This window comes from Micromonospora sp. NPDC048999 (genome assembly GCF_040649295.1).
Classification (GTDB): Bacteria; Actinomycetota; Actinomycetes; order Mycobacteriales; family Micromonosporaceae; genus Micromonospora.
Genome location: NZ_JBEZFI010000047.1, coordinates 1 through 14,024 on the forward strand (window position 1 = coordinate 1; position 14,024 = coordinate 14,024).

At 69.3% G+C, this 14,024-nt stretch carries 15 protein-coding genes; 1 reads left to right on the forward strand and 14 read right to left on the reverse strand.

Annotated elements, in window-relative coordinates:
- Positions 1 to 570, forward strand: a 570-nt coding sequence (locus AB0C02_RS29130; protein ID WP_357552328.1) for a transposase, incomplete at its 5' end; no start/stop codon positions are given.
- Here AB0C02_RS29130 and istA read toward each other — a convergent pair.
- The 14 genes from istA to AB0C02_RS29200 form a co-directional block, all read right to left on the reverse strand.
- On the reverse strand, positions 571 to 1,578 hold the full coding sequence (gene istA / locus AB0C02_RS29135) for an IS21 family transposase (RefSeq protein WP_357552329.1): 1,008 nt from the start codon (positions 1,576 to 1,578) through the stop codon (positions 571 to 573).
- Complete coding sequence (locus AB0C02_RS29140; protein ID WP_357552330.1) at positions 1,485 to 2,204, reverse strand: TniQ family protein; 720 nt, start codon at positions 2,202 to 2,204, stop codon at positions 1,485 to 1,487. The genes istA and AB0C02_RS29140 overlap by 94 nt, the downstream gene beginning before the upstream one ends.
- Positions 2,201 to 3,289: a TniB family NTP-binding protein gene (locus tag AB0C02_RS29145; RefSeq protein WP_357552331.1), complete on the reverse strand. Its 1,089-nt coding sequence runs from the start codon at positions 3,287 to 3,289 to the stop codon at positions 2,201 to 2,203. Before AB0C02_RS29145 ends, AB0C02_RS29140 begins: the two co-directional genes overlap by 4 nt.
- The gene (locus tag AB0C02_RS29150) at positions 3,286 to 5,334 is read right to left on the reverse strand and encodes a Mu transposase C-terminal domain-containing protein (protein ID WP_357552332.1); all 2,049 of its coding nucleotides are present in this window, start codon (positions 5,332 to 5,334) and stop codon (positions 3,286 to 3,288) included. Before AB0C02_RS29150 ends, AB0C02_RS29145 begins: the two co-directional genes overlap by 4 nt.
- Entirely contained in the window at positions 5,331 to 6,050 is a 720-nt protein-coding gene (locus AB0C02_RS29155) for a TnsA-like heteromeric transposase endonuclease subunit (protein ID WP_357552333.1), read from the reverse strand. The genes AB0C02_RS29150 and AB0C02_RS29155 overlap by 4 nt, the downstream gene beginning before the upstream one ends.
- A gap of 195 nt (positions 6,051 to 6,245) precedes the next feature.
- Positions 6,246 to 6,755 carry a hypothetical protein gene (locus AB0C02_RS29160; RefSeq protein WP_357552334.1) on the reverse strand — a complete coding sequence of 170 codons (510 nt, stop codon included), beginning with the start codon at positions 6,753 to 6,755 and terminating at the stop codon, positions 6,246 to 6,248.
- Positions 6,756 to 6,853: 98 nt separating this feature from the next.
- Positions 6,854 to 7,345, reverse strand: coding sequence for a hypothetical protein (locus AB0C02_RS29165; RefSeq protein ID WP_357552335.1), 492 nt, complete (start codon positions 7,343 to 7,345; stop codon positions 6,854 to 6,856).
- Between the two features lie 314 nt (positions 7,346 to 7,659).
- Entirely contained in the window at positions 7,660 to 8,685 is a 1,026-nt protein-coding gene (locus AB0C02_RS29170; RefSeq protein WP_357552336.1) for a C40 family peptidase, read from the reverse strand.
- A gap of 482 nt (positions 8,686 to 9,167) precedes the next feature.
- A complete protein-coding gene (locus tag AB0C02_RS29175; protein WP_357552337.1) occupies positions 9,168 to 9,497 on the reverse strand; it encodes a hypothetical protein in 330 nt (109 codons plus the stop codon).
- Positions 9,498 to 9,594: 97 nt separating this feature from the next.
- Positions 9,595 to 10,038, reverse strand: coding sequence for a hypothetical protein (locus AB0C02_RS29180; RefSeq protein WP_357552338.1), 444 nt, complete (start codon positions 10,036 to 10,038; stop codon positions 9,595 to 9,597).
- A complete protein-coding gene (locus tag AB0C02_RS29185; RefSeq protein WP_357552339.1) occupies positions 10,035 to 10,436 on the reverse strand; it encodes a hypothetical protein in 402 nt (133 codons plus the stop codon). Before AB0C02_RS29185 ends, AB0C02_RS29180 begins: the two co-directional genes overlap by 4 nt.
- Before the next feature lie 128 nt (positions 10,437 to 10,564).
- The gene (locus AB0C02_RS29190; RefSeq protein WP_357552340.1) at positions 10,565 to 11,554 is read right to left on the reverse strand and encodes a DUF932 domain-containing protein; all 990 of its coding nucleotides are present in this window, start codon (positions 11,552 to 11,554) and stop codon (positions 10,565 to 10,567) included.
- 72 nt (positions 11,555 to 11,626) lie between these two features.
- Positions 11,627 to 12,892 carry a helix-turn-helix domain-containing protein gene (locus AB0C02_RS29195; RefSeq protein ID WP_357552341.1) on the reverse strand — a complete coding sequence of 422 codons (1,266 nt, stop codon included), beginning with the start codon at positions 12,890 to 12,892 and terminating at the stop codon, positions 11,627 to 11,629.
- A gap of 301 nt (positions 12,893 to 13,193) precedes the next feature.
- A complete protein-coding gene (locus AB0C02_RS29200) occupies positions 13,194 to 13,928 on the reverse strand; it encodes a hypothetical protein (RefSeq protein ID WP_357552342.1) in 735 nt (244 codons plus the stop codon).
- Positions 13,929 to 14,024: the final 96 nt, after the last annotated feature.

Below are 14,024 nucleotides of genomic sequence, written 5' to 3' on the forward strand. Positions count from 1 at the left end.
GAGGCGATCGAGGCCGTGTGGCCGCACACCACCGTGCAGACCTGTGTGGTGCACCTGATCCGCGCCGCGATGAAGTTCGTCTCCTACAAGGACCGCCGGGCGATGGCCGCCGCGCTCAAGGACATCTACACCGCCCCGACGGTGGAGGCCGCCGAGACCGCCCTGCTCGCCTTCGCCGACTCGGCCCTGGGTAAGCGCTACCCGGCCGCGGTCGCCGTCTGGGAGCGTGCATGGGACCGATTCACCCCGTTCCTGGCCTTCCCGCCCGAGGTGCGCCGCATCATCTACACCACCAACGCGATCGAGTCGTTCAACTACCAGATCCGCAAAATCATCAAGAACCGTGGCCATTTCCCCACCGACGACGCCGTGGTCAAGCTGATCTGGCTGGCCATCGCCGACATCGAGGACAAACGCGCCCGCCAACGCGCCGCCGAAGCCGGCAAGCCCGCCAACACCCGCACCGCCCCACCCCGCCTCGTCGAAGGCGCCGGCGTCCACGGCTGGAAACAGGCCCTCAACAGCCTGGAAATGTTCTTCCCTGGCCGCATCCCCATCGATGCCCGCTAGTTAGACAGGATAGGGCGTTACACAGAAATTCGGACAGGCTCGCAGATGCCGGTCGGCGACCACATACGCCCTGGCCGGGATCGGTCGCAGTGCGGCGTGGTCACGGACCGCCCGCACGCCGATGATCTCGCCGTGGGTGCGATGTCGCACGGCCCGCCGCTGCGGAACCCAGGCCACGAACGTGGCATCGAGCTCGGCCAGCGAGGAGAACGCCCGCCCGGCCAGGACATGATCACGGACGATGGTGACCTGCCGTTCGACCCGCCCTTTCCCGGTCGGCCGGTATGCGGCCAGCACATCGATGTCGAAGTCGTAGTGCCCGGCGAACGCGACCGCTTCCGGGTGCAGCGGCACCGCCTGACCCGGGGCGACGTGCCGGCGGACCACGGTCTTGGTCCGGTCGTAGACGATCACCCCGGGAACCCCGCCGAAGTGCGCGAACGCCCGCCGGTGACACTCCCAGAACGCGGCCAGGTCCTGGCTGGTGGTGAAGCAGCAGAACGGATCCCGCGAGTACGACAGCACCATGTGAAACGAGTACACCTTCGGGATCCCGACGTGAGCGAGGATGCCGCCCTCGTCGCCCCAGTCCACCTGCGCCTGCGCACCCGGAACGACCTCGAACCGGCGATGCAGCCCGGCCAGCTGATCCGGACTGATCCCCAACTCCGCAGCGATCCGCGGCCGGGCCTGCTGCAGATACAACTTCACCCGCTGGTAGTTACCGGTGAACCCGTACTGCTCGACAAGACGTTCATGGATCACCGTGCCCTTGAGCAGCAACTCCGCCCGCAACCACGCATCGACTACATGCGCGAACACATCGATCAGCTGCCCACGAGCCGGCCGCGCCCGAACCGGCGGCACCACCTCGCCGCCACCAGCAGCCAGGTACTTCTTCACCGTCCGCCAGTTCAGGCCCGTCTCACGAGCGATCTCCGAGACACTCGCACCAGCCTCGTGCAGCGCCCGGAACCGACGCACATCCAGCCACCGCTGCTCATCCAACGCCCCCACCGCCAGCCGCCCCACGCCGGTCCGATCACGACCCGAGCAGCCTCACCCCCAACCACCCGCAGACGACGGACAAACGGTGTGCACCTCTGCAAGGTCAGCTGTACGTAGCTCTGCACTCCAGGCCGTACCCCGACAATTGTGCACTGGTGGGCTTCGACCAGGCCAGTGCGGGCTGACCATCTGCCGTGCGGCGCCTGCCGGCAGGTGGGACAGTATCCGGCCAGGAGACACCGGTGGCGCAGGCAGGCGAACGTGTAGGGCAGCTGCCAGCGGATCGGCCACCGGCATTGCGGTTCGTGCAGGCAGCGGGCGCAGAACCGGGACCCGGGGATGGTTGCCCAGCCGAGGGTGGCGTAGGGGTCGAGCACGGCGGTGTCGAGCGCGTGCGGGGGCAGTCCGGCCTGGTGCTCGACGCGCCGCAACAGGTCTGCGGGGAGGCCGCTGACGAGGGCGTGGTTGTTCCCGGGCCGTAGCCGGGCGCCGAGTCCGAGGACGGGCAGCAGCCATTGCGCCGGGATCTGGTTGCGCAAGGCCAGGCGCAGCAGCCACGAATCGAGGGCCTCGCCCTGGTCGATGCGGACCCGCAGGGGCAGTGACCGCGGGTGGTCGAGCGTCATGCGGTGCGGGCTCGGCGTGGCCGGGTGGTCAGTGTCCCGGCGGTGAACGCGGCCTGTAGTTGATGGCGGGCCGTCTCGGAGGCTTCGTCGATGCGGATGGTGTCCAGCAGGTCGGTGTCGAGACGCTCGTGGCCGTGACGGATGGCCTTGTAGCAGCCGCGGGTGACCAGGGTGATGAACGAGCCGATGTGCCCGGTCGTGCGGGCGAACAGGTAGTCGCTGATGTCGGCGAGCATCCCAGGCCGCGCGCCGGTGAGGACCAGTTGCCGTTCGGTGGCTTTGAGCAGGTTGATCCAGTGGGCGCGTCCGACGTCGGTGTCGATGAGGAACGGGGGCAGTTCGAGGCGGGTCCAGCGGCGGGCAGTCTGCGCCAGCACAGCGGTGTCTCCCGCCAGCCCTTCGGCGAACAGCCGGCGTTCGGCCAGCCCCACGCCGGCGTAGATGAACGTCACCGGCAGCTCGTTGGCCAGCCATTTCAGGTGGTTGGACACCTCGACGCCGTCGCGGCGGTTCAGGTCGATGAAGTGCAGGTCGTCGATGATGCCCAGCCGGGTGTCGCAGGACAGCACGCAGTCGACCGCGAACACCGCCAGTTGCGCGGCGCTGGCACGTTCGGCTCCCGGATGCCCGTAGAACTCGCAGATCATCCGGTTGAGCGTGCGCAGGGTGGTGCGGGAGGTCAGCCCGACCCGGAACACCGGCAGCCGTTCGTGGCTTTCGTCGGTCAGTTGTCCCGCCCGCTTGCGGATGCGGCGGTCGAAGTCGCGGGCGAAGGTGTTGGCGATCGTGGTCTTGCCCAACCCTGGCAGCGCGTCGATCACGGCTGCGCCGCGTACCCGGTCGGGGTCCTGCCGGTTGGTGGCCACGACCTGGTCGAGCTCGTCGTGGATCGCAGCCAGCTGCGGGGTCTTGAGGATGCCGAAGTTGGCGTGCCAGTCGTGCCGGGCCTCGGCGTATTCCTCCCGCGCTTCTTCGCTCAGCGTGGCGAGCTCGGCCGGCGTGAGCTGGTCCGGCCGGGCCCTGCTCGGGGTGTCAACCCAGCGGCGCCAGCCCTCCTTGCGGGACAGGCTGTAGAGGCCGGTCACGTCAGCACCTCGAACGCGTCGTCGTAGAACCCGCCGTCATCGCGGCCGGCGAAGTCGGCGTCGTCGTCATCCCCGGACAGAAGTTCATCGACTTCCGTTGGGCTGGTCGGCGGTGCCTCGGCGTCCGGTTCGGGATTGGGCGGCTCGATCGGGCGCAGGGCGACGTACTCGGCCGACAGTCTGGCGGCGATGCGCCGCTCCCGTCGGTCGGTGATCATCCCCGTGCTCCAGCGCTTGAGCAGCTGTGCGAGCACCTTGGCCGGATCCAGGGCTGAGCCGGGATCTGCGGCGAGCCGGCGGGCGTAGGCGGCGGCATCAGCCGAGAACGGCGTGTTCAGGCTGGCGGTGTGCTCCCAGTCGAGGCGGTGCCACCGCTGGTCGGCCGGGTCCTGGAACCAGGCATGCCGCACGTCGTCCGGATTGATCCGGATCGGCCACCGCCCCGCCAGCGCACCACGGTAAGGGCTGCGCGCGTTGCGGTAGCCGTTCAACGCCGGACCGTTGTAGCGCAGCCCGTTGATCTCCACTCCGTAGTGCTGGATCGTGCGCGCGACGACCGGCAGGAAGTCCAAAGCCAGGTCCGGGCCGGCGGGCAGCCGCAGCAGACCGGCCGCCGCGATGCCGGCGCCGAACATCTCGACCGGCGACAGGGCCAGATGCGGCCAGGCCGCGATCGTCAGCCCGTCGTGCTTGGCCCGGTGATAGACCGTCGCGATCCATTCCCGGATCACGTCCTCCAGCTCGTGCAGGAACAGGAACGCCTCGGACTCGACGTTGAGGCCCCGGGAGTGCAGGTCCGGGCCCTTGTAGGCGGGCAGGTGCTGGATCAGCCCTTCGCGCAGGGTGCGGAAGAACCGCTCGACGGTGGGTTTGTCGGTCGGCTTGTGCGGCTGCGCCGGCTGGATCGAGATCCCCAACCGGGTGCAAACGCCGATCACGTGCGCCGACAGGAACACCCTGCCGTGATCAACGACCAGGGTCTCCGGCGCGCAGACCGGCCCGACCGACGGCACCGTCTCGTCGAACACCAGCTCCGCCGGGACACCGTGATGCGGCCAGGCCGCCTCCGGCGGCCACGAGTCCGGGACCGACCTGCCGGCGACCGCCTCGAACAGCACCCCGGCGACGTCGACCGCCTTCGTCGACACCGGCGTGACCCGCAGCCCCACGATGCAGCGGGTGAACAGGTCCTGCGCGACGGTCAGCTGCGCCCGGACCCACCGGCAGGTCACCGGTTCCATCGCGAACACGTCCAGATCCTGGGTGTCCAGGATCAGATACTCACCGGGCCGCGTCGCCCGGAGCCGGCCGTAGACGCCCGTCGGGCGTTCGGCGATCGACCGGCGGCCTTTCGCGCTGCCGGACACCGCGTTCGTGCCCTTGGTCAGTTCGGCCAACCGCCGGTAGGCGGTCGCCTGCGATGGCAACGGGACCACGCCGTCGCCGAACTGTTCGGCCAACACCGCGCTCACCCGCGCGATCACCGCGCTGCGCGTCGGCGTGGACGCATTCACCAGCCCGGCCAGCACCTGCCGGGCCGCTTCGTCCCAGCGCAGATCGACCAGCGACGACGCGCCCGGCCGCTGCACCACGAGACCGGCCTCGCCCGCCTCCCGATAGCCGGCCACCCACCGCTCGATCGTCCGGGCGGTCACGCCCAGCTGGGCTGCCTTGTTGCCGTAACGGGTCTTCAACGGCACTTCTGCCGCGAACCGCGGATCGGGTTCCCCCGGCGCCGCCCGTTCCTGATGCCCGCTGCGAAACCCGGTCAACACCTCCCGGACATGCTCAGCGCGCTCAGCGATCTCCTGCCGCTGCCCTCGGCTCAGACCGGCCAGCACCATACCCACCGACGGCCCTTCGTCGGCCGGTGCCGTCACCGCCTGCGCGGCCGTCACCAGCCGCGCCGATCCCGCGGCCGCCAGACCGCCGGTGCGCACGTTGCGTAGCACCACCCGCGTCCCGTCCAGCTCGACGACTTCGCACACGTCGCCGTCGAACAGCAGGTGCGTTCCCGGCGCCACCGTCAACACCCGATCGGTCACGCCGCGTCCCCGGCAGAAAGGTGGATCGGCGTGCCTGACCCCAACGGCCGACCGAGATCCGCGCGCAGAACACCGGCCCACAGCAGGTGCAACACCACGGGCCGTGCCACCTCCAGCGGCGCGTACGCGGTCAACGCCGTTTCCAGGCCCCCGATCGTGTTGTGACCGGCCGCCAGCTCCAGCGCCACCGGCACCAGCGCCTCGTTAACCACCGGCCTGCGCCGGTAGCCCGCCAGAAAGCTGACGTTGGCCAGGACCTGACGGTCCGCCCCGGCCCACACCTCGAACGCCCAGCCGCGGGCGGCCACAACCTGCCGCGTCCACGTGAACACCGCCGCCACGTCCGGCTCCGCCAACCGGTGCGCCGGCTTCACGTCAACGACTGTCGCCAGGCCCGAGTCGTTGAGCAGCAACAAATCCGGCACATGCCGGCGGATCCGGTCGCCGTCCTCACCGACCAGCTGAAACGGCTGGGCAGCGATCCCTACCACCGCGGCGTCGAAGTCGGCCAGCATGATCCGGGCCAACTCCAGCCGGCTTTCGTAAGCGACCAGCCGCCGCATCGTTGCCGACCAATACCAACCCGAATAGAACCGCCGGCCCCGATACCAGCGGAACTCCCGGACCGGCGCACCGGCCAGCAGCTCCTCGACCACCACGCGCGCCAGCGCCGACTCCAACAACGAGCCGTCCACGCCACGCCACCGCACAGCCACCGGCACACCGCGGCGAGCCCCATCCTCCCCAGACAGATGGAAGATGCTGCTACCTGGTGTCGTAAGTGGACACTTCGCCACGCCGACGTTCTCTCGCATTCATGTCGCAAGCGACATCCACAGCGACGTGATTCTGAGGCCGAGGCGAGTGGCCGCCTGCAGCCCGCCGGATGGCGGAACGATGAGCCCGGCCCGCTAACCAGGCATTTGGTCCACCCCGGCGGACCAGAGTGGCACGGACCAGCTTCCCATCACGTGGCGGCAGTCGACACGCAGCTGCGTCGGCTGGATATCCTGGGCGAGCCAACGAACCCCGACGACCAGTTCGTCGGGCGCCGGGTTGATCCACGTCCTGATCGTAAGACGGGAATGACCTTCGTCGGCACTGAGTGTCGAGATGTTCAGAGTGCCGCCCGCATCATTCCAGGTAAGCGGCCGGAAGTCGCCCGCCGTTCCTGACCCGAACGAGATCGCCGGATCGGCATTCTGCGGATTCAGAGCGTCGCGTAGCGGCCTTCGTTCGACGCCGGGCCTGCGCAGCAGGAACTCGGTTTCGATCTTGATTCCTTCATCGTAGCCGACCATCGACCGAAGGACGATGGCGGCGCTCTCCGACCTGCCGAGGAGGGCGTCAGAAAGCACAAGCGTCCCGCGGGAGGCGGGCGGGATGTGTTCGCTGATACGAACATCACGTTCAGGTTCCATTGGTCGCACGATAGAGCCTTCAAGCGGCAAGTGGCTGTCGTTCGCGGTGCGCGAGCCCCCGCCGGCCGCCTGGATGACGGCCGGCGGGATGCGATCGCTCAGGTGCAGACGCCCGGCGGGTTGTAGCTGCTTCCGGTAGTATGGCCGCCGTTCAGGCTTCCCGAGACAGGGGAATCCGAACTGTAGCGCTGCCAGGTGTAGTTGACGGTTGCGTAGTCGTCGTACGTGTAGTGGTAACCGCAGAATAGTGATGCCCTCATGTAGTGGGCGGTGTTCTCGCAGCTGCCGCCGCACGTTTTCGTGCTGCCCGTCGTCGTGCCGGTCCCACCGCCGCTGGTGGTCGAGTAGTGCAGCGTCACCGAGACGGACACCTTGTAGGCGGCACCGTTGCAGGTCATGCCGCCAGCGGCCTCGACGTCGAACTGGTACCTGCCGCCACCTGTGTAGGTCGGCCCCGAGTCGACGTAGGGAAGCCCCATGTAGGGGCGGCAGTAGGGAGTGGGATCGAACGGGGCGGCGTTGGCGGCCTGCCCGCCGGTCGCAAGACCGAGGATCACCAGACTGAGAACAGTCAATACGCGTTTGATCATTTGAGCCTCCCAGAAGGGTAGGGATCATTGGCGTACGCCTTCGGCAGGCTTGCATCTTTCGCGCGCAGCCTTCGCCCTCAGTCAGCTTTTCGACACAGCCGAATTGTCCGCGACATGCGGCCATCGTCACCGTTGAAGCTTCGCCTCCGGCACGCGCGGCCCGAGCGAAGCGTCGCTCCCCGGGCGCGGAAGATCGTGCTAGCTTCCGCCGTGACCGGACAACGCCACGCCGACGCTTTCTCAGAACCATGTCGCAAGCGACATCAACGGCGACACGATCTTGAGAAAGCGTCATCGAGGTCGAGAACCTACAATTAATCCTCTTTCACGATGCGACGAATCGCCGCGATTTGATTGATCCAGCTGTCCAGCCGGGCGATCTTGACGACATCGCCGGTTGTTGGCGCGTGGATGATGAGTCCTTCGCCGACGTACATGCCGACGTGGCGCGGGTTGGCCATGGTCCCTTCACTGCCGGGGACGAGGATGAGGTCGCCGGGCAGCATGAGGGCAGGACCGGCCACGGGTTTTCCGGCGTTGACTTGGTCCGTGGTGACGCGGGGGATGGCGATGTCGGCCGCCCGGTACGCCGACTGCACCAAAGAGGAGCAGTCGCATTGCTTCTCGGGGTTGCCGGAGCGCGGGTCGGTGCATGCGCCGCCAAAGTGATACGGGGTGCCGAGCTGGTTGATGGCCCAGAAGATGGCGGTCGTGACGGCGGGCGGGGTGTTCGCTGGGAGCGCGAAACCGTCCGGGAGCGACGCAAGCGCATCGGCGGCGCAGTCTGCAAGAGTGCTGGTCAGCTGCTCCACCAGGTGCGAAGCGTCGTCGGTCCACTTCGCGTACGCGTCAGGAAAGGCCGAGACCTGGACCGCCTGGGCAGCTTGGGTGAGCGGCATCGACTCCCAGCCGGGCACGGTCAGGAGCTTGTCGAAGAACGTCGCGGCCTGGTAGGCGGGCTCGGACAGTTGCGCGATAGTGCCCCAGCCCTGGCTCGGGCGCTGCTGGAACACCCCGATCGAGTCGTGGTCGTTGCGGTCGCCGAGGTGGGGCAGATTGCGCAGGCCGGACTCCTGCATGGCGGTGGCGACGGCGACGACCCAGCCCCAGCGGGGTACGCCTCTGGCGACGCCGACGTCGATGATGGTCGCGGCGATCTCCACCTGCTCCGTGTCCCAGGTACCGGCGCTGGCCGGCTGCCCGGTGGGACGTACGGCGGGCGCGGCGACGGTGCCGCATCCGCCGGAACCACCGCCCATGACGGCCGACAGCAGCAGCATGGGCAGGCCGAGGCAAGCGACGATGACGACGGTGACGACCCCGATGACGACCTTGATCATGGTGATAGCCCTTCGCTGAAACGAAAAAAGGGGGCCGGTGTGCGCGGGTGCGCGGCCGGCAGGGGTGGAGCGGTGTTGCGGCTTGCAGGCGGTGGGTGAGTGGCGTCAGCCCGGCGTGGATGTCGCGGAGGAGGTCGGCGATCGTGCGGGCGGTTTCGAACCGTCGGTGGCAGGCGTCGACCGGGGTGGCGTAGCGGCACTCCCAGCGGCCGGGTCGCAGGCGGGGCGCGTACCGGAGCATGTTGTGGAGGGCGACGAACAGGGCGCCGTTGCCTTGCGGGGCGAGCAGAGTCATCGGCTGGCTGGCGCCGGTTGGCAGCCGGGGCCGTTGTAGGTCGGGCGCGGCTGGCCGCGGTGGATCGGGCAGTGGCAGTGGCAGGCGCGCTCCACGATGCGGTGGGTGCGGTATGTCGCTGTATTGCTCCGGTCGTGAAGCACGAAAAGGGCGTGGGCCGCCCGCGCGGGCGGCCCACCGTGAGCGGTCAGTTGATAGAGGTGTGGAGCACTGCGGCGGCTTGGCGTAGGAGGTGCTCGATGATGCGGCTGGCCTTGTAGTAGCGGGCGCGGTCGTCGATTGCTGCGGCGTTCGCCCAGTCGAAGGTGCCGTTGGCCATGGCCGGGACGTGCCAGAGGTCGCCGCCTTGGTGGAGGAAGAGTGCGCAACTCCAGTGGTAGGCCAGCATTGTGAGGGGCTGGGTGGCGCAGGTGATGGCGCAGCCGCAGGCGTGCTCGTTGTAGGTGGTGCGCGGCAGGCGGTAGTGCAGTGGGCAGCGGCAGTCGCAGATCCTCTGCCACGGTGACGTGTATGCCATGGGTCTCTCCCAAGGATGGACGCGTGTACGCCGGGGGCCGCTGGCGGTGGGCGGGCATCCGAGGCGTGCGAGGTGGGAACGTGGCGTCAGGCCGGGATCAGCTCGACGGCGGGGTGGTCAAGGTTCGCCCCGGTCCCAGGAGCACGTTGTCCTGGATTTGGCGGGTCTCCTCGGTGGTGAGCAGGTAGGCGGGCAGCCGCGGTACGTGCTCACGCCAGGCGCGGTACCGCCGGTGCGTGCCGTCGATGAGCAGCGGGGCGGCCGGGTGGCCGTTGACGCTGACCTGGCCGACGATCACGGGTTTGGTCAGGTCGGTGGTCATCGCGTAAGCGCGGTTGAGGGCGTTGCTGGTTGGTCCGATGAGGCTGACCACGCGCGGGTTCGGGTCGTCGAGCTGGGTGAGGCCGTACGCGGTCGCCCAGGCCGTGACGTCGAGGTGCTGGGGGCTGCGGGGTGTGGTGGCGATCAGCGTTTCGGCGGCGTCGACGGAGAACACCCACGGCCCGAAGTGAAACCACTGGGGTTGGCGAGGTCCGGTCATGGGTCGGCCCGGCCGTTGGTGAGGCTGGTGTAGATCGCGATGCAGCGGAGGATCAGCTCGTGTGACGGCAGGGTCAGTAGCCGCTGCCGCTTGTCGTCGCGGAGCCGGTCCCAGATGAGGACGGTGACGGAGGCCGACCACACGTCCACGAGGACGCCATCGATCTTGGCGTACTGTCGTTCGGCGACGATGCGCCGCAGGGTGTCGATGAGGGTGGCGTCTCCGGGTGGGTGGTTGGCGTCGTCGGGTCGCTGGGCTTCGGGGAGCAGGGTGTGGCAGTCCTCGCAGGTGTAGTCGATGCGGGACGGGTCCTCGGTCTCCCACCGTTGGATGTCGGCGGCGGGCAGGCCGCACACCGCTTGCCGCAGGTCGCGGGGGTGGCGGATGTGGCCGCTCATCGGCTGCTGCCCGCCGGGTCTGGCCCCCACCTCGTGGTGCTGGTCTGTGCCATGGGGTGTGTCCTTCGGTCGGGGGCCGGGGCGGCGGCACGGGTGACCGCCGCCCCGGGGGTGTGGACGAGGAGTGGTCAGACCTTGAGCAGGTCGAAGGCGGTCAGCTTCAGTTCGCCGACGTTGCCGGTCAGCACCCGGTTGGCGCGGACGATCTCGTTCTTGGCGGGCTGGTAGTGGTCGAGGTATTCGGTGATGGCCTGGAAGCCGCCCCAGCGGCTGCCGGCGATGGCCTTCTGGGTGTCGGCCTCGCGGATCAGGTACTTGAGGGTGCCGAGCCGCTGCTTGGCGTTGTTCCTGGTCTTCTCGGACGCGTTGTCCTTGACCGGCCACACCTGCGCCACCACGTTCTCGAATTCGCGCATGGTCATCTCGGTGTGCAGCATCCGTTCCGCGGCCTTCTCGAAGGTCTCCATGTACTTCCACATCAGCCCCAAGGCTTCGCGGGCCTGGCTGATCTGGGAGTTGACGTTGGAGGTGTGCCGGAACGTGTAGTGCCCGACCGCATGCGCGAAGGCGGCGCGTTGGGTATTCGAACAGACCACCCGGACCGGGCTGGCGTCCACCCGCAGCGCGGCGGTGCCGTCGTGGGAGGTCGTGCCGATCAGGTAGAGGTCCATGGGGTCGACGCCGGCGATCTCCATCGCGTCGGGCAGTTTCATGGTCACGAACACGCTCTTGCCGCGGCGCAGGCTGCCGGCGGTCTCGAAGTGGGCGCCACCCACCTGGTCCACGAGGCGGTCCAGCATTTCGGCGCACTGCTCGTTCTGGACCACGGTGTAGTCGGTGCCGACGATGCCCAGGTAGTCGGTCTGGCCGTTGACCGGGTTGCGGCGTACGGTCATCCGCTTGTCGTCGGCGGGGATCTGCACCTCGACGCCGTCGACGAGGTCGATGCCGACGGTGCGGATGGTGCGCACGCCCCAGTTGCCGAGCTGGGCGGCGGCCATGATTTCTTCGGCCTTCATCGTGTTGCGGGTGACGGTGCCCAGTTGGTGCCAGGCCGACAGGCGGGCGCTGGCGAAGGCGGTCGTTCCGTCGGTGAACGTCTCGAGTTCGTGCGGCACGGGTTTCTCCTTCCGATGGACGCGGGGGCGAGCACCGGCTCGGCCCCCGCGATGGGATGGGGGTGGTGGGTGTCAGGACTGCTCGGTGTCGGTGTCGCCCTGCCCGGTGCTGCCCGCGCCGGCGTCGGCGGCGTTGCTGGTGTCGGCCTGCGCCGGGTAGGCGAAGGTCAGCGGCGCGTCGGAGACCAGGACGATGCGGCCTGCGGCGGCGGCCTTGGTGCAGTTGTTGCGCACCGCCCCGGAGCTGACCGTCCGGTCGAGCTGCCCGCCGATCACGGTGGCGATGTCCTGTGGGGTCATCGCCTGGCCGGGGTTGGCGGCCAGGACGTCAACGGTCAGCTTCTCCAGTTCGCCCCGGCCGAATGGCTGGCTGCCGTCGGCGTTGACGGTCACGTCGCTGCGGCGACCCACGCTCCTGGTGACGCCCGTGCGGGTGGGCAGGGTGACGATGTGGGTTTCGCCGTCCGCTCCGACGACGTGCAGCGTGCCGTCGGTCCGGATGAGGGGCAGCACGGCCCCTGCGGCGCTCGGCGTGTTCGCCAGCCCGCGGATGACCTGGTAGCACAGCGGGCAGCGGGGCGGTTGCGGGTTCGGGTCGACCTCGCTGGCCTTGGTCGGGCCGGGGATCCACCGCTCGGGCAGGCCGGGTAGGCGGCGGGCGGCGTCGGCCTGCTCCATCGCGGTGAGCAGCCGGGCGGCGGCCGGGTGACCGATGCCGCTTTCGGCCACGATCAGGTCGATGGTGGCGCCGTCGTCGCGGTGGTCGGCCAGGACGCCCTTGATGGCCATGACCTTGCGGTCACCGGGACGCGTCGGCTGCACGACGGTGACCGTCCGTGCCTCGTCGTCCTTGCCGTTGTCCGCGTTGTCGTTCGAGTCCTCGTCGCTGTCGTCGTCCCGGTCGGTTTTGTCCTCGGCATCCTCGGGGTCTCCGCCATCGTCGTCTCCGTCGACCGCGTCGCCGGGCCGGTCGGCCTGCTCGGTCTCGCCGGTGTCCGGCTCGTTGACCAGGTCAGCGGCGGCCGGGCCGGGACCGTCGATCTCGTCCGCACCGGCGGTGCGTTCGTCGCCGAGGTCGGCGTCGGTCGGGTCGTCCGGCCCGACGTCGGTCGCTTCCGGTGTTGGCAGGGTCCACCGGGTCGGCGTGCCCTCAGCCGAGTCGGCGTCGCTGTCCGCCGCGACGATCACCCCGGCGTCGGCCAGGGTCTTGATCGCCTTGTCGGTGGTCGACCGGGCCTTGCCGGACTTGTCGGCCAACTCGTGGACGTTGCCCTGACCGAGTTCGGTCAGCGCGTCGAGGACGGCCTGCGTAGCAGGCGTCAGGGACAGGTTGTCCATCAGGTTTCCCTCCTTGGAAACGTGGGGTGAAAGGCCCGGCGCGGTGTGGTGCCGGGCGGTGGTGCGACGGGTCGCGGGCAGCCGACAGCGCGGCAGGCACGTGAAGCGGGGTGCTGCCGTCCGGGGTGCTGCTGGATTGCGGCCCGGTGGCCTAGCGGCGACGTGAGGCCGCCGAGAGGACGCTGGCGGCCTCAGGCAGGTACACGGCGGCGGGGACGGGGTCGGTGGCGTGCTGGTCGAGAGTGCGCCCGGCGGCCGAAGCGACCCAGCGGCCGATCGCGTCGAGGCGCCGCATGAGGGTCTAGGCGGTGAGGTGGGCGAGTTCGGCGGGGGTGAGCTGGGCAGGGGTCCGGCTGCGCCAGGCGTCGGAGTGGCGCAGGTGCCACCAGCGCAGCAGCGACCGGCAGGCCGAGGCGAGGTCGTCACACACAGGCAGGGGATAGGTCAGGCCGGGCTGGGTCTGGCGGTGCTGCGGGTCGGTGTATGCGGTCGGCGTCCAGCCGTGGTCGGTCTGGGCGACTTCGCCGACCACGCGGCCGGGATAGGGGATGTCGAAGGCGGTGGCGGCCTCGGTGTCGGGGAAGACCAGCCACGTGTGCGGGTCACGCTGGCGCAGCACGGCCACGCCGCGCGCCGGGTCGCCGGGCTGCAGGAGCAGGTAGCGCTCGTCGCCGGTGCCCAGTACCGGCCGGTGGTTGCGCCAGGCGTGGTAGGCGGTGACGAGCATGGCCCCGAGGACGATGTGCCGCTCGCGGGCGGCGAGCGCGTCGGTGAGGGCCTGGTGGTAGCCGGCCATGTGCAGGTCGGCGCGGGCGGCCAACCCCCGTCGGCCGGCTGCGGCCATTTCACCCACTCGGGCGAGGGCTTTGTCGAGGGTGGTGGTGCTGTCGGTGAACCCGAGGGCGGTCTTGTGCAGGACGCGGGCGAGGTCGCCGAGGGCGTCGAGGGTGACGGTGTCGTGGCGCCACAGACGCTCGGGCAGGACGTCGTTGGTGTCGGCGGCGATACGCCGCAGGGCGGGATCGGTGAGGAACATCGGGGATCTCCTTTGCGGGGGCGTCGGGTTGTGGGTATGCCGAAGGCCGGTCACAGCGGGGCTGCGACCGGCCTTCGGGTGTGCGGGCGGATTGGG

Coding starts and splice junctions, on each gene's coding strand:
- AB0C02_RS29180 (WP_357552338.1), bottom strand. CDS start 10,038: ATGACCGGACCTCGCCAACCCCAGTGGTTTCACTTCGGGCCGTGGGTG.
- AB0C02_RS29170 (WP_357552336.1), bottom strand. CDS start 8,685: ATGATCAAGGTCGTCATCGGGGTCGTCACCGTCGTCATCGTCGCTTGC.
- AB0C02_RS29195 (WP_357552341.1), bottom strand. CDS start 12,892: ATGGACAACCTGTCCCTGACGCCTGCTACGCAGGCCGTCCTCGACGCG.
- AB0C02_RS29200 (WP_357552342.1), bottom strand. CDS start 13,928: ATGTTCCTCACCGATCCCGCCCTGCGGCGTATCGCCGCCGACACCAAC.
- AB0C02_RS29160 (WP_357552334.1), bottom strand. CDS start 6,755: ATGGAACCTGAACGTGATGTTCGTATCAGCGAACACATCCCGCCCGCC.
- AB0C02_RS29175 (WP_357552337.1), bottom strand. CDS start 9,497: ATGGCATACACGTCACCGTGGCAGAGGATCTGCGACTGCCGCTGCCCA.
- AB0C02_RS29165 (WP_357552335.1), bottom strand. CDS start 7,345: ATGATCAAACGCGTATTGACTGTTCTCAGTCTGGTGATCCTCGGTCTT.
- AB0C02_RS29185 (WP_357552339.1), bottom strand. CDS start 10,436: ATGAGCGGCCACATCCGCCACCCCCGCGACCTGCGGCAAGCGGTGTGC.
- AB0C02_RS29140 (WP_357552330.1), bottom strand. CDS start 2,204: ATGACGCTCGACCACCCGCGGTCACTGCCCCTGCGGGTCCGCATCGAC.